The sequence below is a fragment of the Roseovarius faecimaris genome (genome assembly GCF_009762325.1).
Lineage (GTDB): Bacteria > Pseudomonadota > Alphaproteobacteria > Rhodobacterales > Rhodobacteraceae > Roseovarius > Roseovarius faecimaris.
In genome coordinates, this window is the sequence record NZ_CP034348.1 from 1,254,942 (window position 1) to 1,277,460 (window position 22,519).

Genomic DNA, 22,519 nt, shown 5'->3' on the forward strand with positions numbered 1-22,519 from the left:
ATTGGAAAAGACGTGGTGTATAAAGGGGGTTACCGTGAGCGCAGAGCCTGATCCGCCGATCTGGAAGCAGAAGTGGCAGGCCGCTCGTGACGAGCTGCGCAAGGCCTGGTCCGTGCTTGTCACGCGCGGGCCAAGCCAGATTCAGTTCTGGTTCATCGCGTTGCTGATCGGGATTGCGGCGGGCTTTGCCGCCTTGTTGTTTCGCAAGGGGATCACGGCCTTGCAGACCTGGGCCTATGGTGCCGAGGACATCAGCCAGATTCATTCCTTCGCCGAAACGCTGCCCTGGTATGTGGTGTTTATCGTTCCGATCCTGGGCGGGCTTGTTGTCGGGCTGGTCCTGCATTGGTTCACTCCTGATGGGCGGGTGCGCTCGGTTGCGGATGTGATCGAGGGGGCCGCTCTTCAGGAAGGCCGGGTCGAGGCGCGTGAGGGGCTTGCCTCGGCGCTCGCGTCGATGATCACGCTGGGCACGGGGGGCTCCTCGGGGCGCGAGGGGCCGGTGGTGCACCTGGCGGGAGTGATCTCGACCTGGGTGAGCGACCGGATCAACGCCAATGGCATCACCGGGCGCGATCTGCTGGGCTGTGCGGTCGCGGCGGCTGTCTCGGCCTCGTTCAATGCGCCCATTGCCGGTGCCATTTTTGCCCTCGAGGTGGTGCTGCGCCATTTCGCGGTGCATGCCTTTGCGCCCATCGTCATCGCATCAGTCGCGGGCACGGTGATCAACCGCCTGGAATTCGGGGATGTGACCGAGTTCACCCTGCCGGTGGCCAGCGCGCTGGAATTCTACGTCGAACTGCCCGCGTTTCTTCTGTTGGGGTTGTTATGCGGTCTGGTGGCCACGGCGCTGATGCAGGCGATTTTCTTCACCGAGGACGTGGCGAGTGACTGGCAGAAGCGTTTGAGCATTCCGCGCTGGTGCCGCCCGGTTGCCGCGGGGGCGTTGCTGGGACTGCTGGCGATCTGGTTCCCGCATATCATCGGGGTCGGCTATGAAACCACGTCTGCGGCGCTCACCGGCAAGCTGGTGCTGCATGAGGCGGTGGTGTTCGTGATCCTCAAGGTCGCCGCCGTGTCGATCACGATCGGCGGGCGCATGGGGGGTGGGGTGTTCTCGCCCTCGCTGATGGTGGGCGCGCTGACGGGGCTGGCCTTTGGCCTGGTGGCGACGGGGCTGTTTCCCGAGGTGTCGGGCTCCAGCACGCTTTATGCGCTGGCGGGTATGGGGGCGGTGGCCGCCGCCGTGCTGGGCGCGCCGATTTCAACGACGCTGATCGTCTTTGAGATGACGGGCGACTGGCAGACCGGGCTGGCGGTGATGGTGGCGGTGTCGATGTCCACGGCACTTGGCTCGCGGCTGGTGCGGCGGTCCTTCTTCCTGACCCAGCTTGACCGGCGCGGGGTGCGGCTGGCGGCTGGACCGCAGGCCTATCTGTTGGGGATGTTCCGGGTGGCCAAGCTGATGCGGCCGATGGATCACCCGCAGGCGGCGGATGAGGCAGCGTGCTGGGAGCTGATCGGAGACGGCGTCTATATCGACGGCAATGCCACGCTGGAGGCCGCGATGCCGATCTTCGACAAGGCCGGGCTGCGCTATATCCCTGTGGTGACCCTGTCAGGCGAGGACGCCCCGCCGGAGTTGTGGGGGGCGTTGTTCCATGTGGATGCGCTCAAGGCGTATAACCGTGCCCTTGCTGCGGTGTCGGAGGAAGAGCATAGCTGAGGCGTTGCGCTCGCCCAAAAAGAAACGCCCCGGCACAGCGGCCGGGGCGCGATTGTCCGAAGTTATGCCGACGGCGCTCAGAGTGCGGCCACCATTGCAACGGGCAGACCGATCATGCCTGCGATGATGATGGCGGCGGAGGTGGTAAGACCTTTGAACATGAGGGTTTCCTTCCTGCTGTAAAACCTGACTGTTTTGCTGAGGTAGGAAGGGGAGGCGCGCCGGGTATGCGACACCCTGCCGCAGGTACGATCACGCCTCAGAGCCGCTCCACGGTCAGGTATTCGCCCTGGGTGAAGGCGATATGATCCTTGATCCGGGCGACCGCATCTTTTGGGTTTTCATAGCTCCAGCCGGCATTTTTCAATGTCTGGCTTTTGGTGACGATCGAAAAATAGCTGGCATCGCCCTTGTGCGGGCAATGGGTGCTGTGGGGGCTGTCGTCGAGAAAGGCCATGGCGATGTCGTCGCGCGGGAAATAGATCACATCGTCATAGCCCGGCTCACTCAGTTCCAGCGCATTCTTGCTTTCGGCAAGCACAGCGCCGCCTGCGCGCACCACCCAGGTGCCGCCCGCTTTTCGTATCGTGATCGTGGTCATCCCATTCCTCCCGTTGGTAATTGCGCCCCCGGTTCTGTGCAGGGGTGGCCCCCGTTATGACATGTTGTGCCTCTGTCGTAACCCGGCGCAATGTCACAGCGGCGCGGTGGCGGTCTCCAGCCAGGTGCGCGCGACGTCGCTCAGTTGCGGGGCGATCCTTGTCCGGCACTCGGCGTGATAGTCATTGAGCCAGGCGCGCTCCTCTTCGCTCAGCCTCTCGGCGATGATCAGGCGGCGGTCAATCGGCACAAAGCTGATCGTTTCGAAACAAAGCTTGCCGGTCTGGTCGCCCTGAGGCAGGGGGGCGGCCTCCTGCACGACGACGAGGTTCTCGATACGGATGCCGAAGGCGCCTTCGCGATAATAGCCCGGTTCGTTGGACAGGATCATCCCGGGCTCCAGCGGCACGTCGGAGATGCGGCTGAGCCGTTGCGGACCTTCATGGACGCACAGATGCACACCGACGCCGTGGCCGGTGCCGTGGTTATAGTCCTGATCGGCCAGCCAGAGCGGGTAACGGGCCAGCACGTCGAGGTCGCGGCCTGCCAGTCCCGCGGGCCAGCGCACACGGGACATGGCGATCATCCCCTGCAACACACGGGTAAAGGCGGCGCGTTCGTCCTCGCCGATCTCGCCAATGGGCAGGGTGCGGGTAATGTCGGTCGTTCCGTCGATATACTGCCCGCCGCCATCGAGCACCAGAAGCTCGCCCGCCTGCAAGGTGCGGTTAGAACTGGTGGTGACGCGGTAATGGGCAAGCGCCCCGTGCGGGCCAGAACCGGCGATCGTGTCAAAGCTGATATCGAGCAGTTCTCCGGTGGCGGCGCGGCACTCTTCGAGATGGCGCACCACGTCGATCTCGGTGATGGTGCCGGGTGGCTGCGCGTCAAACCAGGTGAGAAACTCACAAAGTGCGGCCCCGTCACGCAGATGCGCACGCCGTGTGGCGGCGATCTCGGCCCCGGTCTTGCGGGCTTTGGGCAGGATACACGGGTCCTGACCCCAGACATGGGGCACACCCGCTTCGTCAAGCTGCTGGCGCACCCAGATCGGCACTGTCGCCTTGTCGAGCCGCACGGGACCGGTCAGGCTGTGCAGGGCTGGCCCGAAGGCATTGGGTGGGCGCAGCGTGATCTGCGCGCCGAGATGCGCGCGCACGGTATCGTCAAGTTTGGCCGGATCCACAAACAGGGTGAGCTGCCCGGTGTCATGCAGAATGGCGAACCCATGCGGCAGCGGGTTGCGGGGGATATCTGCGCCGCGGATATTCAGAAGCCAGGCGATGGAATCGGGCAAGGTGATGACGGCACATTCCTGGCCCGCGTCACGCAGGGTCCGGGCCAGTGCCTCCCGCTTTTCCTGGTGGGTTTTCCCAGCCAGCTCCGAGGGGTAGGGAGTGATTTTGCCTTGCGGCGGGGCCGGTTGGTCGGGCCAGATACTGTCGATTGGATTGTCGGTGGGCTGGAGCGAGACACCGCTGCCCTTGAGCCCGGTCTCGATCGCCTCGATCTGCTCGGGCGAATAAAGCCAGGGGTCGAACCCGATCACCCCGCCGTTCGGCAGCGCCTCGCGCAGCCAATCCGCAGGTTTGGTCTCGGGCCAGTCCACGGGCGTGAAGGCGGCGGTATCAACCTGCACCTTCACCTGCACTCGGTAACGCCCATCGACAAAGACGCCCGCGCGCCCCATCAGAGCGATGCAAAAACCCGCAGAGCCGGTGAACCCGGTAAGCCAGGCCAGCCGGTCATCGCGCGGGGCGACATATTCACCCTGATGCGCATCGGCCCTGGGGATCAGGTAGCCGGCAAGGCCGGACTGGGCGAGCACCTCGCGCAGACGGGCGAGGCGCGGAGGCCCCTGATCAGGGGAAGCGGTATCGGCAAAGCTCTGAAACATGGACCCTCAACATGGTAATGCACCACGGGGAGCAAAGCGGCTCAGGCCACGGAAAGCAACAGGTAAATCATGGTGCGGACAGCCTGAGAAAATTCGTACGAATTTTCTTGGGCCGAGATTTTTCGTACGAAAAATCTGACGGTCGGTCAGCTGGCTTTGCGAATGCCCATCACCCTTGCCCGGGCGCGGGGGTCCGAATCGAAAAGGGCGGCCAGTTGCTCGGTCATGGCACCGGCCAACTGATCCACATCCGTAATCGTGACCGCGCGCTCGTAATAGCGCGTCACGTCATGGCCGATGCCGATGGCCAGAAGCTCGACCTGGCGGCGCTTCTCCACCATCGCGATCACGTCTCGAAGATGTTTCTCGAGGTAATTCGCGGGGTTAACGGATAAAGTTGAATCATCCACGGGCGCTCCGTCCGAGATCACCATCAGGATCTTGCGGGCCTCGCGGCGCATCACCGTACGCCGATGCGCCCATTCCAGCGCCTCGCCGTCGATGTTCTCCTTAAGCAGACCTTCCTTCATCATCAGGCCGAGATTCTGCCGTGTGCGCCGCATCGGTGCATCGGCGGATTTGTAGATGATATGACGCAGATCGTTCAGCCGCCCCGGCAGCTGCGGGCGACCCTGGTTGAGCCAGGCCTCGCGGTTCTGCCCGCCTTTCCAGGCGCGGGTGGTGAAACCCAGGATTTCGACCTTGACCGAGCAGCGTTCCAGCGTGCGCGCCAGCACATCGGCGCAGATCGCGGCAATCGAGATGGGCCGCCCACGCATCGAGCCGGAATTGTCCAAGAGAAGCGTGACCACCGTATCGCGGAACTCGGTGTCTTTCTCGACCTTGAAGCTGAGCGGGGTCGTCGGATTGGCGACCACCCGGGCGAGGCGGCCTGCGTCGAGCATGCCTTCCTCGCGGTCAAACTCCCATGAGCGGTTCTGCTGGGCCTGCAGGCGGCGCTGCAGCTTGTTGGCGAGGCGGCTAACCGCGCCTTTCAGCGGCTCAAGCTGCTGATCGAGATAGGCCCGCAGCCGTTCAAGCTCGACCGGCTCGGCCAGATCTTCGGCGTGGATTTCCTCATCGAATTCAGTGGTGTAGACAGTATAGTCCGGATCTGCCTCAGAAATGGGCTGCGGTGCGGGGGGCTCCATCGGGGCCTCGCCCTCGGGCAGCTCCTGTTCTTCGCCCGCGTCCTGGTCGGCCATGTCATCGGTGCTGACCTGGGCCTGTGCGGCGTCCTGCTGGTCTTCCTGGCTTTGCTCGGGGTCGGCATCGGCCTCGCTGTCGTCGCTGTCGTCCTGACCGGTACTTTCGGGCTCCTGTTCCTCGGTGCTGTCCTCGCCCTCGTCATTTTCATCTTCGTCCATCGCATCGGGGTCATCGCCGAGCTGATCGCCATAGCCGAGATCCTCGATGATCTGCCGCGCGAATTTGGCAAAGGCTGCCTGATCCGACAGCTTCTCCTGCAGATCCTCCAGCGTGCCGCCGGCCTGTTCCTCGATGAAGCCCTGCCAGAGGTTCATGACATTCTCGGCGCCCTCGGGCAGGGGACGGCCGGTGGCGAGATGACGGATGAGATAGCCCGCGGCGACGGGCAGGGGGGCCTCAGACGCGTCCTTGATATCGCCGTAGCCCAGCCGCTGCGCCTCGTTGGCGATCTTGACGTCGATATTGGAGGCGGTGCCGGGCATGTCGCGCGCGCCCATCGCCTCGCAGCGGGCAATCTCCATGGCCTCGTAAAGATCGCGGGCCATCTCGCCAGACGGGTTGTATTTTGTGTGCGTGGCGTCGTCGTGATACTTGTGACGCAGCGCGAGCGCATCTGCCGTGCCGCGCGCCAGAAGCACCTCGTCGCGGGTCATCCGGCGGCTGATCTGCGGCAGGCGCATCGCGTCGCCGGTCACGCCTGCGGGGTCCACCGAATAGGTGATGGTCAGGTCCGGATCATCGGCCATGACCTTGGTGGCCTCGGCCAGGGCCTTCTTGAACGGATCAGCAGGGTTGTCGGAGGGTTTGCTCATGGCGTTTCTCCCATTTGGGGCCGCTCATCCGCCCTGATGGGCGGCCTCGCGAGGCGGGCACGTAAGGGCCCGAAGAGCGGCACTCCCCTCACCCCAGGCTCAAGCTCGCCGCGCTTTCCGGCAGTTCCTCGTCAAAGCAGCGCTGGTAGAACTCGGCCACGGTCTGCCGTTCCAGTTCGTCGCATTTGTTGAGGAAGGTCAGCCGGAAGGCATAGCCCACATCGCGGAAAATCGTGGCGTTTTGCGCCCAGGCGATCACGGTGCGGGGGCTCATCACCGTCGACAGCTCGCCATTCATGAAGGCGGTCCGGCTCAGGTCGGCGACGGTCACCATCTGGCTGATGATCTTGCGCCCTTTCTCGGTATTGTAGACCGGGTTCTTGGCCAGCACGATGGCGGTTTCGGCGTCGTGGCTGAGATAGTTCAGCGTGGCCACAAGCGACCAGCGGTCCATCTGGCCCTGGTTGATCTGTTGCGTGCCGTGATAGAGCCCCGTCGTGTCGCCCAGACCCACGGTGTTGGCCGTGGCAAAGAGGCGGAAACAGGGGTTGGGCGTGATCACCTCGTTCTGATCGAGCAGCGTGAGCTTGCCGTCGGCTTCCAGAACCCGCTGGATCACGAACATAACGTCGGCGCGGCCGGCGTCATATTCGTCAAACACGATCGCGGTCGGGTTGCGCAGGGCCCAGGGCAGGATGCCCTCATGAAACTCGGTCACCTGCTTGCCGTCGCGCAGCTTGATCGCGTCCTTGCCGATGAGGTCGATCCGGCTGATATGGCTGTCGAGGTTGACGCGCACACAAGGCCAGTTGAGCCGGGCGGCGACCTGCTCGATATGGGTGGATTTGCCGGTGCCGTGATAGCCCTGGATCATCACCCGGCGGTTATGGGAGAAGCCTGCGAGAATCGCCAAAGTGGTATCGGGATCGAACTTGTAGGTGCTATCGAACTCCGGCACGCGTTCGGTACGTTCCGCAAAGCCTTTGACCGCCATGTCGGTATCAATTCCAAACACTTCGCGGACCGAGATCTCTTCGGTCGGTTTGGCGTTCATATCAATGGTTCCGTCGGCCATCGTCAGCTTCCTTCATTCGCGCAGTGTGGTTGCGGGACGTGGTGCAACATATCGCGGCAAAGGGCAAGGGGAAGGGGAAGAAATGAAAAGGGCTGTCGGAAACGGTGCGCGGGCGGCAGAGTTGTAACTTTTTTCACGCAAAGGTGCGGGAGGTTTAATTGCCCCTGCACCGCGCCTCCCCCATCTTTCTTTCAGAAGGTTTGGCAAGGGAGGCCCTCATGGAGCGGCGGTATTTCATCCTGAGTATACTTGGCGCAGGCGCGGCGGTGACGCTTGCCCGTACCGGTACGGTGTCGGCGGCCGGCGGGCGTTTCGAGATCACCCGGAGCGAGACCGAATGGCGCGCCATGCTGAGTGATTTGGAATACCGGGTGATGCGCGAGGAAGGCACGGAGCGCGCCTTCAGTTCGCCGCTCGACAAGCTTTACGATGCGGGCGTCTATCATTGCCGGGGCTGTGACAAGGCGCTCTATTCGTCGAAGCATAAATATGACAGCGGCACCGGCTGGCCCAGCTTCTGGCAATCTCTGCCGGGGGCGATCGGCACCAAGACCGACTACAAGCTGGTCTACCCGCGCACCGAATGCCATTGCGCCCGCTGCGGCAGCCATCTGGGGCATATCTTCAACGATGGGCCGCAGCCAACGGGCAAGCGGCACTGCCTGAACGGGGTGAGCCTGGTTTTTAAACCGGCGTGAGGCGTGGGGGCGGCAGGGGTGCGTGAAATCACGCACCCTACGGCTATTTAAAGCTCTTGCTCTGCTTGATCTGATCCCAGGCCCAGACCACCTGTTGCAGCTGCTCTTCCTGTGACCTGTCACCGCCATTGATGTCGGGGTGCAGCACCTTGATCAGCGATTTATAAGCCTTGCGGATCTCGGCCTTGGTCCAGGTGTCCTCGGCTTCGAGAATTTCGATGGCGCGGCGTTCCGTCGGGGGCAGCTTGCGCTGGCCGCCGCGGGCCTTGCCGGGGTTCTGCGTGGCATTGCCGCCCAGAACCTGATGCGGGTCCTCGATGCCAAGCCGGGCCCAGGCGCGCGCCTCGGGGTCTGAAAAGCTGCGGGTCTCGCGCTCCCAGACCTTGTCCTTTGACATCTGCGCGTTCATCTCGGCTTCGGTCGTGCCGTCGAAGAAATTCCACTTGAGGTTATATTCGCGCACATGGTCCTTGCAGAACCAGAAATAGTCATCCAGCACATCGGGTGCTTTGGGCGCGCGGAACTTGCCCGGCTCTTCACAGCCCTCGTGTTCGCAGACCCGGGTCGAGGTCTCCGATTCGCCTGACATGCCACGACGGCCGCGCGGCTTTTTCTTCTTGGCCGACGAGACGGACATATCGAAACCGAAGGGATCGGGCTTGGACATGGGGCACCCCTGAGTGACTCGGAGACGTGAGTTTAGGCAATTGTGCAGCGATGAGAAGAGGGTCGGGCGAAAAAAATGGGGATAAATTGGCGATGTGGGGGGCAGGTCTCAGACCGGGCGGGGGCTGTCGTCGGCCTCGGCGTGCTCCGGCGTCTCTGCGTCCGGGTCGGCGGTCTGTGACTGGCGGTCCTCAGCGGGCTCAGGCTCTGGCGCAGGGTTCGGCTCCGTCTCCGGGGCGGGATCGGGCGCGCCCGGTGCCGTGTCCGCCTCCGGCTCTGCCTCCGCCACAACAGGCGGCTCTTCCTCCAGCGCGCGGCGAAACACCAGAACCGAGCGATAGACGGTATGGGTCGATGTGAGCCCCTGGCGTTCTTCGCTGGGCAGGATATCGGAGCGCTGATATTCCCAGCCCTCTGCGGCCAGCGCGTTCATCGCCGTTTCGAGCCCGTGTGCAAAACGCGCCTCCGGGCCTTTGATGCCCGGGGCTTTGAGGCCCTTGTTGGGGGCCGGGATTACCTTGTATTCATACCGCGTCATGCCACTTGTCCCATCACCTCTGCGCGCCGCACTCTAGCGCAGCAGCCCTCAGGTGCAAGGGTTGTGCGGGTCTGACTTACTCCGCCGGCACCGCGTTGGCCGTCGGGATCCTGCCGCTGTCAAGCAGACGCTGGGCCACAAGCGCGCCCGCAACGATGGCGCCAAGGGCCAGCAGCGCGGCAATGGAAAGTGTGGGCACACCCGCCAGCCCCGCGCCGACGGTGCACCCCCCGGCCAAAGGCCCGCCCACACCCATCAGTGCGGCACCTGCCATGTAGCGACCGGTCTGGCGGGGGCTGTCGAAGCTGGTCCAGGCGAATTGTCCACGCAGCAGCGCCGCCACAAGCGCGCCCGCCAGCACACCGCCAACGAGGCCCGTGCCGAAGCTGGCGCTGATCGAGGTGGAGGCGACGGTGTAGAACAGAGCCTCTGAGAAGGGCAGGGTGAAGGACAGCGATTCCATCGCGATGGGATCGAAATCGTCATAAAGGACAAAGCCCGTGCCGACCCAACCCAGCGGCACCAGCGCGCCCAGGAGCGCAGCAAGTGCGAGCAGACCGGCGCGGTTGCCCGACCGCAGCGCAAAGGCCAGTGCCGCCACGGCCAGCAGCCCGGCCCAGATCAGCGGGTGACCGGGCAGCGCGGCGCTGTCGAGCGTCAGGGTCGTGGCGCCGAGCGAGGTACGCAGCGGGGCCAACACGCCCTTGAGGGTTGCGTGTACCACCACGGCAAAAACCAGCAGAACAGTCAGCGCGCGCAGGTTGCCCGAGCCGGTCAGCACGGTCAGACGCGAAACGCAGCCCCGGGTGAGAACCATCCCCGCGCCAAACAGAACCCCGCCGATGACAATTGCCAGAACCGGCAGGTCGCTGGCCATGAACCGGTGATCGCCGAAGCTGATCCAGCCAACGGCCACGGCCGCCTGCGTGCCGAGGATCGCCGTCGCCAGTGCCGTCAGCCAGACACCTGCGGCCGCGCGGCGGTCTTCGCCAACCACGGCGCGGCGCAGGCAGAAGCGGGTGATCTGTGCCAGACCACCAAAGAGCACCCCCAGACCGAGGCCGAAAAACACGGCCGCCTGCGGGGCGGTGAGGTTTTCAAATCCGAGTGTTTCAAACATGGTGCGACTCCGGCAGGGGATTTTTGTTCCAAATGACCTGAAAGGATCGTCGTTTCAAGCATGCCTGAACCTGAATATGTATAGGGTTGTGGAACAATATTCCGATTTGGCGGGCTGGGGAGGGTGGTTGTTCGCATTCGCAACGGCAGGGGCGACAAACGCACCCGGCTTGATGGGTTGACCTGAAGTCAGTTCTTTTTTGATCGGGTCTTTCCCGAAGAAGCCGCTCCGCTTTCGATGAGACGGGAGATGTGAGGGGGCATCAGGCGGCGGGGACCGTTCACGACAGAAACCGCGGAAGATGGCCGCTCAACGTCCGCGCAGCCGCGGGTCCAGCGCATCGCGCAGGCCATCGCCGAGATAGTTGACAGCAAGCACGGTAAGCGAAATCGCGATACCCGGCCAGATGACACGCTCGGGATAGTCCTGAAGATAGACCGTGGCATCGTTCAGAAGCCGGCCCCAGGTGGGAAAGTCGGGCGGGAAACCAAGCCCGAGAAAGCTGAGCGCGCTTTCGGTAATGATGGCGTTGGCGATGCCCAGCGTGGCCGAGACCATGATCGGTGAAAGGACATTGGGGAGGATGTGACGGGTGATCATCTTTGCGTTGGTGGTACCCAGAGAGCGCGCGGCGAGGACAAACTCCCGTTCCTTCAGCGCCAGCACGTCAGAGCGGACGATCCGCGCAGTGGGCATCCAGCTGGTCACGCCGATGGCCACCACGATAAGCAGGAAGATACCTGTTTCCGGCCCGAAAGCCGTGCTCAGCGCTTCGCGGAACAGCATCACCATGACAAGCAGCAGCGGCAGAAGCGGCAGGGACAGAAAGAGGTCGGTGAGGCGCATGAGGGGCGCGTCGAGGCGGCGGAAAAAACCGGCCAGCACACCGATGAGACTGCCAAGCCCGAGGGCCAGCAGCATCGCGGTGAGACCCACGGCGATTGAGGTCTGACCGCCTGCCAGCATACGCGCCAGCGTATCGCGGCCAAGCTGATCGGTGCCGAAAGGATGTGCCAGTGACGGCCCCTGATTGCGGGCGCGAATGTCGATCAGCGCAGGATCGATCCGCCAGATCAGCGGGCCAAGAAACACCGTGGCGACAATGAACAGAAACACCGCCCCCCCCAACACGGCCCCGCGATGCTGCCGGAACTGCTGCCAGACATCGTGCCACTGGCTGCGCGGAGGCGGGAGATGCGCGCGCTCAGTCATAGCGGATCCTCGGGTCGAGCCAGCCATAGATCAGGTCCGCCGCGATATTGGCGAGCACGATCAGCATCGCCAGCATGAAGGTCACCGTTTGCACCATCGGCAGATCATTGGCCTGAATGGCGGTGATCAGAAGCTGGCCAAGCCCGTTCACCTTGAAGATCTGCTCGGTAATGATGGCCCCGCCAAAGACGGCGGGCAGACCAAGCGCGATGACCGTCACCACCGGGATCATCGAGTTGCGAAGCACATGGACAAGCACGACGGTGCGTTCCCTCAGCCCCTTGGCACGGGCGGTGCGCACATAATCCTGGCCCAGATTGTCGAGCATCGCGGCACGCATGAACCGGCTGATCTGGGCGGTCGTCTGCAGGGCGAGCACCATAACGGGTAGGACCATCTGCCTGAGCTGGGTCTTGAAGCTCTCCCAGTCGACGACGACATGGGTGGTGTCATAGATCGATGGCAACCAGCCCAGTTGCACCGAGAAAATCACGATCACCAGCACGCCGGAGAAGAACGGCGGCACGGAATAGCCGACCATGGTGACAAAGGTGCCGACCTGATCGAAGAGAGAGTATTGCCGGTAGGCGGAATAGATGCCGATGGGCAGCGCGATGAGGATACCCACCACATAGGCCATCCCCACAACCCACATCGTCTGTGGTAGGCGTTGCAGCACGATGTCCATCACCGGAGAGCGGGTCTGCCAGCTGATCACCCGTTGTTTGTCGGCGGCAAGATCGGTGCCGAGCGCATTGTCCAGCCAGACCATGGGTTCCACCGCAAAGAACTGCCACATCCATTTGCCGAAACGGATATGGGTGGGCTCGCCCAGGCCAAGCGCCTCGCGCATCTGGGCCCTGACCTCGGGCGGGATGGTCAGGGGCACCTGCGCCATGGGGTCGCCGGGGGCAAGCTCCAGCAGCAGAAAGATCACCAGGGCGATGAAAAGCAGTGTCGGGACGGACAGAAGCAGACGCCGGATGGTGTAGGTGAGCATTCAGTTCGTGCCTATGCTGGTCGGGCAAGGTCATGGAGCAACCCGCCCCGGGCCTGACCCGGGACCTTCAGCATCGGCCGGTCGGCGATTTGGGTCAAGTCCGGGACCGCAGCGCGTCAGTCCGCCACACGGTGCCAGTCGGCGATATTCCACAGCTCGCTGTCCCACACATTGAGCCGGATACCGCCCAGCGAATTGGCATGCGCCGAGACGCGGCCGCGATCCACCAGGGGCAGCATCACGAAGTCCTGCATCAGCATGTCGTTCATCTTCTTCGCCAGCGCGGCCCGGGCCTCAAGCTCGCCCGTGCCCTGCATCTCGGCCACCAGGGCGTCATAGGCGTCGCTGCAATAGCGTGGCATGTTGTTGCCCTGCCATTGGTTTTCAGGCGTTGGGATCTGTGCGCAAAGCCAGCCGGCCATATAGGCCTCGGGATCGGTTCCGTCGAAATTCTGAGCATACATCTGCACATCGGCAAAGAACTTCTGGAATGTGTCGGGGCTGCCGGGGTCGCCACCGAAAAAGACGCTGGCATTTATGTTGCGCAGCTCTGTTTCCACGCCGATCTCGCTCCACCATTGCTTGATCAGCGCCTGGAAGTCCTGGCGCACCGCGTTGGTCGAGGTCTGATAGAGCAGACGCAGACGCTTGCCGTCCTTCACGCGGATGCCGTCGCCCCCCCTGATCCAACCGGCCTCGTCCAGAAGGGCATTGGCCCCGGCGATATCCTGCTGCTTGCAGGCGTCGTTGGCGGTGGAGGCATAGATCTCGGGGGCAGGCAGGATGTTGCAGGTGACGCGCCCGGCATCGCCATAGCCGATCTCGACCAGAATTTCGCGGTCAATCGCCATGCTCAGCGCCTGCCGCACGCGTTTGTCCGACAGGATCGGGTGCGGGTGCGCACGGGTTGAGCGCGCCGCGCCCAGATCGGCGGAGGGGTCGGAAAGGTTGATCATGATCCGCTCGACCAGCGTGCCGAAGGCCGAGACGAGCTGCCCCTTGCCTGCCGCCTGCATGCCGGCCAGCACATCGGGGGCAAGCTGCAGGTTCCAGGCATAATCAAATTCGCCTGTCTCCAGCACCGCGCGCCCCGCCGCCGCCGCCTCGCCGCCGCCTTTCAGCACCACGGTGGAAAAGGCGGGCTTGTCAGCCTCGCGGTAATTCGGGTTGGCGGCATACTGAACGACGTCATTGGGCCGGAAATCGGTGACAGTGAAAGGCCCGGTGCCGATGGGCATGAAATTGGCCTCGGTGCATTCCGGGGCCTTGGGACCGAGGCAGTCGGCGAATTGCGCGGCCTGCAGGATCGGCGTGGTTGCCCCGACAAAGGCGGTATAGGGGAAGGGCTTTGGCGCATCGAAATTGATCACCACGGTGCGGGCATCCGGGGTGTCGATCGCAGTGATGCCGTTGAAACTTTCCAGTCGGGCGCACCCGCCACCTTCGGAGGTGCAGTATTCCCAGGTGAATTTGACATCGACCGAGGTGACCGGGCTGCCATCGGACCAGTTCAGCCCCTCGGAGAGGTGCCAGGTGATCGAGGTGAGATCCGCCGCCACGCCGCCGTTTTCAACTGTGGGCAGGCTGTCCACCAGCCAGGGCACCATTGCCCCGGTTTCGTCATAGCGGGCCAGCGGTTCCAGCACGAGGCTGGCCGCCTCGATATCCTTGGTCCCGCCCGAGAGATAGGGGTTCATGATCGACGGGGCCTGCCAGTAGAGAATGTTCACCTGCCCGTCCGCGCCGCGCTCGGCCTGTGCTGCCGGAGCGAGCGCCAAGCCCAGGCAAATCCCAAGAAGCCCGTGGGGTACTCTCATTATCTGTCTCCCTTCAGGCCCTCCCGGTGGCCCGTTATTCGGCGTGCGAACGGCAACAGCCGTCAATGGGTCGGCGCTGACGGGTACGAAACAATGAGTGGATTTGGCGGCGCCGGACTGCAATACGCCAAAATTACAGCCCCTGAGCGGCTGAAAATCAAGGGTGGGATTGCTGTCCCGGTCGGGACCGTCTGCCATCAGAGGTGCGCGGACAGAGCGTTTGACACTTGCGCACTGATATCGCTAGCCTTTTGACGGAACGGCTTCAGGATTTTTGATGTTGGACAGCCCCATCGCCCGTGTCGAAAAGCTCGGCGTGCAGTTCGCCACGCGCGGAGGACCCGTGCACGGGGTTGAGGACGTGACCTTCGAAGTCAACCCTGGCGAGACATTGTGCATCGTGGGCGAATCGGGATCCGGCAAATCGGTGACATCGCTGGCGCTGATGCGCCTGGTGGAGTTCGCGGGCGGTGATATCACCCAGGGGCGGCTGCTGTTTGAACGCGAAGCGGGCGGGCAGGTGGACCTGGTCCGCAGCGATCAGGCGCAGATGCGATCGATCCGCGGTGGCGAGATCGGGATGATCTTTCAGGAGCCGATGACCGCGCTCAACCCGGTCTTTACCATCGGTCGGCAACTGACCGAGGGGCTGCGCCTGCATGAACGGCTGGGCAGGCACGCCGCCCGGGCGCGCGCGGTCGAGCTTTTGCAAGAGGTGCGCATCCCTGAACCGGAGCGGCGGCTCGGGCAATATCCGCATGAGCTGTCGGGCGGGATGCGGCAGCGGGTGATGATCGCCATGGCCATGGCCTGCCGTCCGCGCCTGCTGATTGCCGATGAGCCGACGACGGCGCTGGATGTGACCATTCAGGCGGAAATCCTGGCGCTGATTGACCGTCTCAAGCAAGAGACCGGCATGGCGGTCATCTTCATCACCCATGACATGGCCGTGGTGGCGCAGATGGCGGACCGGGTCGTCGTCATGCTGAACGGCCGAAAGGTGGAAGAGGGGGAGGTGACGCAGATTTTCGCCACCCCGCAGCACGACTATACCAAGGCCCTTCTGGCGGCGGTGCCAAAGCTGGGTGACATGCGCGGTAAACCCTATCCCGAGCTGATGCGCCTGCCGGGGCAGGGCCCGACCCATTCAGAGCCGATCAGGGGTAGCGACCGGCCGTTCTTGACGGTCCACGGGCTAACGACGCGTTTCCCGGTGAAAACCGGCCTTTTCCGGCGCACAACCGCCTATGTCCATGCGGTGGAGGACGTGTCCTTTACCCTCAATGCGGGGCGCACGCTGGCCCTGGTCGGCGAAAGCGGCTGCGGCAAATCAACTGCGGGCCGGTCCGTTCTGCGGCTGATGGAGCCGATGGCGGGCAAGGTGGAGCTTGATGGCACCGATATCCTTTCGCTCGGGGATGAGGCGTTGCGCCGGGCGCGGATCGAGATGCAGATGATCTTTCAGGATCCGTTCGGCAGCCTCAACCCGCAGCGAACGCTTGGCGCGCAGGTGGCTGAGCCGCTGCACAATTACCCCCTGCTGCCAAAGGACGAGATCGCCGACTGGGTGGCGACGCTGTTTGACCGGGTCGAGCTGCCGCGCAGCTATCTCAACCGCTATCCGCATGAGTTGAGCGGTGGCCAGCGCCAGCGGGTGGCAATCGCCCGTGCGCTGGCGCTCAAGCCCAAGCTGATCGTGGCGGATGAGGCGGTGAGCGCCCTGGATGTGAGCGTGCAGGCGCAGGTGCTGAACCTGATGATGGAGCTTCAGGCGGAGCTGGGCCTGAGCTATCTCTTCATTTCGCATGACATGGCGGTGGTGGAACGCGTGAGCCATGATGTGGCGGTGATGTATCTGGGCCGCATTGTCGAACGCGGGCCCCGCATGGCCGTTTTCGAGGACCCGCGCCACCCCTACACGAAGGCGTTGCTGCAGGCTGTGCCGGTGGCCGATCCATCGCGGCGAAGGGTCGAAAGGGACTTGAACTTCAGACCGATCCCGTCCCCTATCCACCCGGTGGGATATGAGCCTGAGCCCAGCGTCTATGAAGAGGTCAGCCCGGGCCATGTGGTTCTAACAAGCGAGTGCGGATATTGAGCGGATTTCCAATTGTCGAGAGCAACCCGGTCGAACACGCGGCGGCGCTGCCCGAGCGCGCCGATGTCGTGATCGTGGGCGGCGGTGTGATCGGGGTGATGACGGCCTATTTCCTGGCGCGCAAAGGGCGGCGTGTCGTGCTTCTGGAGAAGGGCCGGATCGCGGGCGAGCAATCGAGCCGCAACTGGGGCTGGGTCCGTCAGACCGGGCGGGATGCGGCCGAGCTTCCGGTGATGGTCGAGGCCAACCGGCTCTGGCCGCAATTGCAGCGCGAAACCAATGAGGATCTGGGGCTGGAGCAATCAGGCCTGACCTATCTTGCCGCGAGCCAGTCGAAACTGGCCGAGTATGAGGAGTTCATCCCGCTGGCCAGGATGAACGGGGTGGATAGCCGGATGCTGAGCGGCGCAGAGGTTGCCGCGATGATGCCCACCGCCACGCGCCGATATGCAGGGGCGTTGCACACCCCGTCGGATTATCGCGCCGAGCCGTGGATCGCGGTGCCGGGGCTGGCCCGGGCAGCGGTGCGCGCGGGCGCGCTGATCCGCGAGAATTGCGCGGTGCGCGGGCTTGATATCGCCGCCGGACAGATCGCCGGTGTCATAAGCGAAGCGGGCCGGGTGGCCGCGGATCAGGTTCTTGTCGCGGGGGGCGCGTGGTCTTCGCTGTTGCTGCGTCGGCATGGCGTCAAGATCCCGCAGCTGTCGGTCAAGAATACGGTTCTTGCAACCGAGCCGGTGGCAGATGTGTATGGCGGGGGCGCGGCGGATGATATTCTGGCGTTCCGGCGTCGCAAGGATGGCGGCTATACGCTTGCGCCTGAAGGCTTCCACGAGTTCTACCTTGGCCCCGACGCACTGCGCGCCACGAGACCGTTCCTGCGTGCATTCCTGCGCGATCCCATTGGCCGCAGCTATTGGCCTGCGGCACCTGCCGGGTTTCCGGATGGATGGACGCAATCGCGCCGCTGGTCGATGGAGGACGCGTCGCCCTTTGAGCGGATGCGCATCCTCAACCCGGCGCCGCATGCCAAGACCCTGCGCAAGCTGCTTGCCGATTTTCAGGTGCTGTTTCCGCAGCTTGGCGCAGTCAGGATGCAGGCGGCCTGGGCCGGGATGATCGACGTCATGCCCGATGTGGTGCCGATTGTGGATGAGGTGCCGGATGTGCCGGGGCTGTGGATCGGCACCGGCATGTCGGGGCATGGGTTTGGCATCGGCCCGGCCTTCGGGCGCATATTGGCGGACCTGATGAGCGGTGGCGAAGCCGGACATGATATGGAGCGTTTCCGGTTCGGGCGGTTCACGGACGGCTCGAAACTTGTGATAGGACCGGGGATGTGAGCGGTCAGAATTTGAAAAATTCTGGATCGGAAACTTTGAAAGTTTCCGCTACATTTTCTTTACAAGAAAATGGCCGCGCTCGACTGCGCAGGAGAAAACAATGCCCGTAAAGAACCGATTTGCCGAACTGCACGACGACATCACCGCCTGGCGGCGCGATATGCATGAGCACCCCGAGCTGCTGTTCGATACGCATCGCACAAGCGCGCTGGTTGAGGAAAAGCTACGCGCCTTTGGCTGTGACGAAGTGATTACCGGTATTGGCCGCACCGGCGTTGTCGGCGTGATCAAGGGACGCTCGGATCGGTCAGGCAAGGTGGTCGGGCTGCGCGCGGATATGGATGCGCTGCCGATCGAAGAGGCGACGGGGCTGGCCTATGCCTCGAAAACACCGGGCAAAATGCATGCCTGCGGACATGACGGGCATACCGCGATGCTGCTTGGCGCGGCGCAATACCTGGCCGAGACGCGCAATTTCGACGGCACGGCAGTGATCATCTTTCAGCCCGCCGAAGAGGGCGGTGGCGGGGGCCGGGAGATGTGCAAAGACGGGCTTATGGACCGGTTCGGCATCCAGGAGGTTTATGGCATGCACAACTGGCCTGGCATGCCGGTCGGGCAGTTCGCGATCCGCCCGGGACCTTTCTTTGCCGCGTCCGACTGGTTTGACATCGAGATCGTCGGCAAGGGCGGGCATGCGGCCAAACCGCAGGAGACGGTGGACCCGATCGTGATGGCCAGCCAGCTCATCAGCGCGTTCCAGACCATTGCCAGCCGCAATGCCGACCCGGTCGAGCAGCTGGTGATCTCCGTGACATCGGTGAGCACCTCGTCGAACGCCTATAATGTCATACCACAGGTTGCCAAGATGCATGGCACGGTGCGCACCCTGAGCGCCCGCATGCGCGATCTGGCCGAGACGCGCATGCAGGCGCTGTGCGACGCGATCGGCGCGGGATTTGGCGGGGAGGTGCGGTTCAGCTACACCCGCAGCTATCCGGTGATGGAAAACCACGATGCGCAGACTGCGTTTGCGGCGGATGTGGCGCGCAGCGTGGCCGGCGCTTGCGACGAGGCGCCGCTGATCATGGGCGGAGAGGATTTCGCCTTCATGCTCGAAGAACGGCCCGGTGCCTATATCCTTGTCGGCAACGGTGACACGGCGATGGTCCATCACCCGGAATACAATTTCAACGACGAGGCGATCCCGGCGGGTTGTTCCTGGTGGGCGGAAATCATCGAGCAGCGGATGCCTGTGTGATCAGCCACGGGAAATGAGTATTTTCGCCAGGAAGAAGAGGGGGTCAGCTCTCTGACCAGAGCTGGTCGTAGACAGCGGTGATGCCATCGGCTTCGGCCTGGATGGAGAAATGCGTCTCGGCCGTGCTGCGGGCATCGCGCGCCATCCGGGTATGGCGCGCCTTGTCGGTGAGCATGTCGGACAGGGCGATGGCCGCTGCTTCAGGGTCATCTTCGGGCACGATCAGGCCTGCGCGGCCCTGGGACGTGAAGCTGCGATAATACCCCGCATCGGTGGCCACGAAGGGCACGCCGCTGGCCATGGCTTCGAGCGGGGCCATGCCATAGCCCTCATAGCGCGGCAGTTGCACCACAGCGCTGAGCGCGCGCAGGAGGGCGGGGAGCCGTTGCGCGGGGATTTCACCGGGAAAGAGCAGGCGGTCCGAAAGATGAGCTTCGGCGATCTGTGATTTGAGATCGTTGAGAAAATTCTGATCGGAAGGTGCTGCGCGGCCAATCACCAGCGCGGTCAGATCAGGATGATCCGGCAACAGGTTCAGCATGGCCTTGACGAAGCGATCGGTGCCTTTCTCGGGACGGATGCGTCCGATGGTGGCGATGCCCGCCGCACCAGGATAGCCGGTGCCTGCCCACGCGGCGGCGCGGTCCCCTGCCGGAGTGAATGCCGCGCAATCCACCCCGTGCGGGACCACGGCGCGCACATGCGGCACGAAGGTCGCGGCGGCCTCCGTGGTGGCGATGACGGCATCCATCCGGCTGATAAGCCAGCGGGGGAAGGCCGAGTGCCGACGCTGCGCGGCGGAGGTGAAAACGATGCGGATGGGCAGGCGAAGCACGTCCCGTGCCCAGAGGGCCGCGCGCATTTCGGTATTGCGGCGGACGTGCCAGATGGTGAAGGGACGGCCAGGCGGCGGTGTGCGCGACTGGCGGCGTGCTTCGGCCAAAGAGATCGGATCTGGGCAGCCGGGCAAGGGGTGGCCCACAAGTGCAAGATCGCGCGTTCTGGCTTGCTGGCGCACGACACCGGCGGCTGTCGCAGACACGCCGGTGAAGTTCCGGTTGAAATTGGTGACGATTACCTCGGGCATGGGGCTGTCATAGCCCGAGCGAAAGGGCATTGGAAAGCTCTTGCCCCAGTGTTTTCAGCGCCTCTGCCTGATCTTGTACGAAGGCGCGCGCATTGTTGCGACGCTGCTGAAGGGCGCTCGGATGGTTCAGGTCGTCGCGCAATGCGTTTTCGAGTGCTGCAGCATCATGCACCTCACGAGCAGCACCGGCTGCGTCCAAATCCTCATAGACCTGCGCAAAATTGGCATAAAGCGGGCCGTGCAAAAGAGCCGATCCGGCGTGGGCGGGCTCGTATGGATTATGTCCGCCGACGGGGGTGAACGAGCCACAAATGCAGGTGATTGGGCTGAGGGCATACCAAAGACCGGTCTCGCCCAGCGTATCGGCAAGATAAACCTGGGTGTCGCCATTGATCTGCGCGCCCAGCGACCGCCGTTGGCCGCGAAGCCGATGGTCGGCGATCATCACCTCGATGTCCGGCGCGCGCTCGGGATGGCGTGGCACGAGGATCAGCAAGAGGCCCGGAAACTCGGGCAGCAGCGCCTGGTGGGCGCTGAGCATGATCTCGTCCTCGCCCGGATGGGTGGAACTGGCAAGCCAGAGCGGGCGTCCCTGGAGCACTTGCTGCATGCGCCTGAGTTCCGCTTTGTCATAGGGCAGGGGGCCGGAGATTGACTTGAGGTTTTGGCCCTGACGGGCATCCGGACGGCCTAGTTCGGCCATGTAAGCGGCTGTTGCGGCATCCTGGCAATGGATCATCGTGAACAGGCCGAGCAGGTAGCGCGACGTCCGGGCGGCCTTTTTCCACTTCTCGGCAGAACGCTTCGACACGCGCGCATTCAAAAGCGCCAGAGGGATCGCCCGGCTCGCGGTTTCGCGCAGCATGTTGGGCCAGAACTCGCTCTCGACAAAAACGGCGGCATCGGGTTGCCAGTGATCGAGAAACCGTCGCATGTAGAGGGCACTGTCGAGCGGCGCAAACTGGTGCCGGGTGCGCGCGGGCAAACGGCGAGACAGGATCTCGGCGGAGGTGGCAGTGCCCGACGTGATCAGGAAATGCAATTCAGGGTGGACGACACCGAGATGCTCGATCAGGCGCAGAACCGAAAGGCTTTCCCCCACCGAAGCTGCATGAAACCAGATCAGCCCCCCCTCGGGGCGGGGCAGGGTGGCGATGCCTTTGCGTTCTGAAAATCTTTTGGGATCAACGCCATGTACCTTGAGCTTTGCCACTGCCCCACGCAGCGCCAGAGGAGCAACCAAGCTGGCCACTCCGCCATAAAGGCGGACCAGAGCAGACGGGCTCGGGCGTGTCATCAGCCGCCGGTATGGCTCATGTGGCGCGAAACACGGCCATCGACGGTCTGACGCGAATAGTCGAAATCATGGCCCTTGGGTTTGCGGGTAATCGCCTCCCGGATGGCGGCATGAAGCGGCGCATCGTCATTTGGATGATTGCGCAGGGCCGGGCGCAGATCGGCCATATCCTCCTGACCGAGGCACATGTAAAGCTCGCCCGTACAGGTCAGCCGCACACGGTTGCAACTTTCGCAGAAATTATGCGTCAGCGGCGTGATGAACCCGATCTTCTGCCCGGTCTCTTCCAGCCGCACATAGCGGGCAGGGCCGCCGGTGCGTTCGGCCAGTTCGGTCAGCGTATACTGTTCGGCCAGACGTGCGCGCAGGTCGCTCAGCTTCCAATACTGATCCAGCCGGTCTTCGTTGCCGATGTCGCCCATCGGCATGACCTCGATGAAGGTCAGATCCATATCGCGGCTTTCGCACCATTCGACGATCTCAAAAAGCTCGTCCTCGTTGAAACCCTTGAGCGCCACGACGTTGATCTTGACCCGAAGACCCGCCTCCTGCGCCGCGTCGATGCCTTTGAGCACCTGCGGAAGGCGGCCCCAGCGGGTGATATCGGCGAATTTTTTCTCATCCAGCGTATCGAGAGAGATGTTCACCCGCCGCACGCCTGCTGCATAAAGCTCGGCGGCAAACCGCTCCATCTGGCTGCCGTTCGTTGTCAGCGTCAGCTCTTTGAGCGCGCCGCTGTCCAGATGCCGGGTCATCGCGTTGAAAAACGTCATGATCCCGCGCCGCACGAGAGGCTCCCCGCCGGTGATACGGAGCTTTTCCACACCCATATCGACAAAGGCGGTGCACATGCGGTCCAGTTCTTCCAGCGTCAGAAGCTCTTTCTTGGGCAGAAAGGTCATGTTCTCGGACATGCAATAGACGCAGCGAAAATCGCAACGGTCCGTTACCGAAACGCGCAGATACGAGATGGCGCGCTGAAAGGGGTCGATAAGAGGTGCTGTCATGGGGTGAAAGAGTAGTGTTTTACTCAGGTTTCAGCAAGAGCGATCTTGCCAATTGC

At 63.4% G+C, this 22,519-nt stretch carries 18 protein-coding genes; 5 read left to right on the forward strand and 13 right to left on the reverse strand.

What is annotated here, in order from left to right; genetic code table 11:
• The first annotated feature begins 34 nt into the window (after window positions 1-34).
• Complete coding sequence (locus EI983_RS06610; RefSeq protein WP_157706588.1) at window positions 35-1,726, forward strand: chloride channel protein; 1,692 nt, start codon at window positions 35-37, stop codon at window positions 1,724-1,726.
• Between the two features lie 259 nt (window positions 1,727-1,985).
• Here EI983_RS06610 and EI983_RS06615 read toward each other — a convergent pair whose 3' ends face one another.
• The 4 genes from EI983_RS06615 to cobS form a co-directional block, all read right to left on the reverse strand.
• Window positions 1,986-2,327, reverse strand: a complete 342-nt coding sequence (locus EI983_RS06615; RefSeq protein WP_157706589.1) for a DUF427 domain-containing protein — start codon at window positions 2,325-2,327, stop codon at window positions 1,986-1,988.
• A gap of 93 nt (window positions 2,328-2,420) precedes the next feature.
• A complete protein-coding gene (locus EI983_RS06620) occupies window positions 2,421-4,223 on the reverse strand; it encodes an aminopeptidase P family protein (RefSeq protein WP_157706590.1) in 1,803 nt (600 codons plus the stop codon).
• A gap of 146 nt (window positions 4,224-4,369) precedes the next feature.
• The gene (gene cobT, locus EI983_RS06625) at window positions 4,370-6,244 is read right to left on the reverse strand and encodes a cobaltochelatase subunit CobT (RefSeq protein WP_157706591.1); all 1,875 of its coding nucleotides are present in this window, start codon (window positions 6,242-6,244) and stop codon (window positions 4,370-4,372) included.
• A gap of 88 nt (window positions 6,245-6,332) precedes the next feature.
• Window positions 6,333-7,319, reverse strand: a complete 987-nt coding sequence (gene cobS, locus EI983_RS06630) for a cobaltochelatase subunit CobS (RefSeq protein ID WP_157706592.1) — start codon at window positions 7,317-7,319, stop codon at window positions 6,333-6,335.
• A 218-nt stretch (window positions 7,320-7,537) separates the two neighbouring features.
• Between cobS and msrB the strand changes: the two genes are divergently transcribed.
• On the forward strand, window positions 7,538-8,017 hold the full coding sequence (msrB, locus tag EI983_RS06635) for a peptide-methionine (R)-S-oxide reductase MsrB (protein ID WP_157706593.1): 480 nt from the start codon (window positions 7,538-7,540) through the stop codon (window positions 8,015-8,017).
• A gap of 43 nt (window positions 8,018-8,060) precedes the next feature.
• On the opposite strand, the gene EI983_RS06640 is transcribed toward msrB, so the two are convergent.
• The 6 genes from EI983_RS06640 to EI983_RS06665 all read right to left on the reverse strand — a co-directional run bounded on the left by EI983_RS06640 (window position 8,061) and on the right by EI983_RS06665 (window position 14,370).
• Window positions 8,061-8,684, reverse strand: coding sequence for a J domain-containing protein (locus EI983_RS06640; RefSeq protein WP_157706594.1), 624 nt, complete (start codon window positions 8,682-8,684; stop codon window positions 8,061-8,063).
• Between the two features lie 108 nt (window positions 8,685-8,792).
• Window positions 8,793-9,221: a DUF4177 domain-containing protein gene (locus EI983_RS06645; protein ID WP_157706595.1), complete on the reverse strand. Its 429-nt coding sequence runs from the start codon at window positions 9,219-9,221 to the stop codon at window positions 8,793-8,795.
• Between the two features lie 76 nt (window positions 9,222-9,297).
• Window positions 9,298-10,341 (reverse strand): YeeE/YedE family protein, encoded by a 1,044-nt coding sequence (locus tag EI983_RS06650; protein WP_157706596.1) that lies wholly within the window; start codon window positions 10,339-10,341, stop codon window positions 9,298-9,300.
• Between the two features lie 309 nt (window positions 10,342-10,650).
• Window positions 10,651-11,553: an ABC transporter permease gene (locus tag EI983_RS06655; protein WP_157706597.1), complete on the reverse strand. Its 903-nt coding sequence runs from the start codon at window positions 11,551-11,553 to the stop codon at window positions 10,651-10,653.
• On the reverse strand, window positions 11,546-12,553 hold the full coding sequence (locus EI983_RS06660; RefSeq protein ID WP_157706598.1) for an ABC transporter permease: 1,008 nt from the start codon (window positions 12,551-12,553) through the stop codon (window positions 11,546-11,548). Before EI983_RS06660 ends, EI983_RS06655 begins: the two co-directional genes overlap by 8 nt.
• Before the next feature lie 116 nt (window positions 12,554-12,669).
• The gene (locus EI983_RS06665; RefSeq protein WP_157706599.1) at window positions 12,670-14,370 is read right to left on the reverse strand and encodes a peptide ABC transporter substrate-binding protein; all 1,701 of its coding nucleotides are present in this window, start codon (window positions 14,368-14,370) and stop codon (window positions 12,670-12,672) included.
• Window positions 14,371-14,647: 277 nt separating this feature from the next.
• Between EI983_RS06665 and EI983_RS06670 the strand changes: the two genes are divergently transcribed.
• The 3 genes from EI983_RS06670 (at window position 14,648) to EI983_RS06680 (ending at window position 19,072) form a co-directional block, all read left to right on the forward strand.
• Complete coding sequence (locus tag EI983_RS06670; protein ID WP_157706600.1) at window positions 14,648-16,468, forward strand: ABC transporter ATP-binding protein; 1,821 nt, start codon at window positions 14,648-14,650, stop codon at window positions 16,466-16,468.
• The gene (locus tag EI983_RS06675; RefSeq protein WP_343038634.1) at window positions 16,456-17,811 is read left to right on the forward strand and encodes an NAD(P)/FAD-dependent oxidoreductase; all 1,356 of its coding nucleotides are present in this window, start codon (window positions 16,456-16,458) and stop codon (window positions 17,809-17,811) included. Before EI983_RS06670 ends, EI983_RS06675 begins: the two co-directional genes overlap by 13 nt.
• 100 nt (window positions 17,812-17,911) lie before the next feature.
• Window positions 17,912-19,072, forward strand: coding sequence for a M20 aminoacylase family protein (locus EI983_RS06680; RefSeq protein WP_157706602.1), 1,161 nt, complete (start codon window positions 17,912-17,914; stop codon window positions 19,070-19,072).
• A gap of 43 nt (window positions 19,073-19,115) precedes the next feature.
• Here the strand turns inward: EI983_RS06680 and EI983_RS06685 are convergent, their stop codons facing one another.
• From EI983_RS06685 to moaA, 3 genes are read right to left on the reverse strand one after another with little or no spacing between them, the layout of a single operon-like run.
• Window positions 19,116-20,159, reverse strand: coding sequence for a glycosyltransferase family 4 protein (locus EI983_RS06685; protein ID WP_157709012.1), 1,044 nt, complete (start codon window positions 20,157-20,159; stop codon window positions 19,116-19,118).
• 7 nt (window positions 20,160-20,166) lie between these two features.
• A complete protein-coding gene (locus EI983_RS06690; RefSeq protein ID WP_157706603.1) occupies window positions 20,167-21,456 on the reverse strand; it encodes a 3-deoxy-D-manno-octulosonic acid transferase in 1,290 nt (429 codons plus the stop codon).
• Window positions 21,456-22,463: a GTP 3',8-cyclase MoaA gene (gene moaA, locus EI983_RS06695; protein ID WP_157706604.1), complete on the reverse strand. Its 1,008-nt coding sequence runs from the start codon at window positions 22,461-22,463 to the stop codon at window positions 21,456-21,458. Before moaA ends, EI983_RS06690 begins: the two co-directional genes overlap by 1 nt.
• Window positions 22,464-22,519 lie beyond the last annotated feature (56 nt).

Coding starts and splice junctions, on each gene's coding strand:
- EI983_RS06615 (WP_157706589.1), bottom strand. CDS start 2,327: ATGACCACGATCACGATACGAAAAGCGGGCGGCACCTGGGTGGTGCGC.
- EI983_RS06620 (WP_157706590.1), bottom strand. CDS start 4,223: ATGTTTCAGAGCTTTGCCGATACCGCTTCCCCTGATCAGGGGCCTCCG.
- cobT (WP_157706591.1), bottom strand. CDS start 6,244: ATGAGCAAACCCTCCGACAACCCTGCTGATCCGTTCAAGAAGGCCCTG.
- cobS (WP_157706592.1), bottom strand. CDS start 7,319: ATGGCCGACGGAACCATTGATATGAACGCCAAACCGACCGAAGAGATC.
- msrB (WP_157706593.1), top strand. CDS start 7,538: ATGGAGCGGCGGTATTTCATCCTGAGTATACTTGGCGCAGGCGCGGCG.
- EI983_RS06640 (WP_157706594.1), bottom strand. CDS start 8,684: ATGTCCAAGCCCGATCCCTTCGGTTTCGATATGTCCGTCTCGTCGGCC.
- EI983_RS06645 (WP_157706595.1), bottom strand. CDS start 9,221: ATGACGCGGTATGAATACAAGGTAATCCCGGCCCCCAACAAGGGCCTC.
- EI983_RS06650 (WP_157706596.1), bottom strand. CDS start 10,341: ATGTTTGAAACACTCGGATTTGAAAACCTCACCGCCCCGCAGGCGGCC.
- EI983_RS06655 (WP_157706597.1), bottom strand. CDS start 11,553: ATGACTGAGCGCGCGCATCTCCCGCCTCCGCGCAGCCAGTGGCACGAT.
- EI983_RS06660 (WP_157706598.1), bottom strand. CDS start 12,553: ATGCTCACCTACACCATCCGGCGTCTGCTTCTGTCCGTCCCGACACTG.
- EI983_RS06665 (WP_157706599.1), bottom strand. CDS start 14,370: ATGAGAGTACCCCACGGGCTTCTTGGGATTTGCCTGGGCTTGGCGCTC.
- EI983_RS06670 (WP_157706600.1), top strand. CDS start 14,648: ATGTTGGACAGCCCCATCGCCCGTGTCGAAAAGCTCGGCGTGCAGTTC.
- EI983_RS06680 (WP_157706602.1), top strand. CDS start 17,912: ATGCCCGTAAAGAACCGATTTGCCGAACTGCACGACGACATCACCGCC.
- EI983_RS06685 (WP_157709012.1), bottom strand. CDS start 20,159: ATGCCCGAGGTAATCGTCACCAATTTCAACCGGAACTTCACCGGCGTG.
- EI983_RS06690 (WP_157706603.1), bottom strand. CDS start 21,456: ATGACACGCCCGAGCCCGTCTGCTCTGGTCCGCCTTTATGGCGGAGTG.
- moaA (WP_157706604.1), bottom strand. CDS start 22,463: ATGACAGCACCTCTTATCGACCCCTTTCAGCGCGCCATCTCGTATCTG.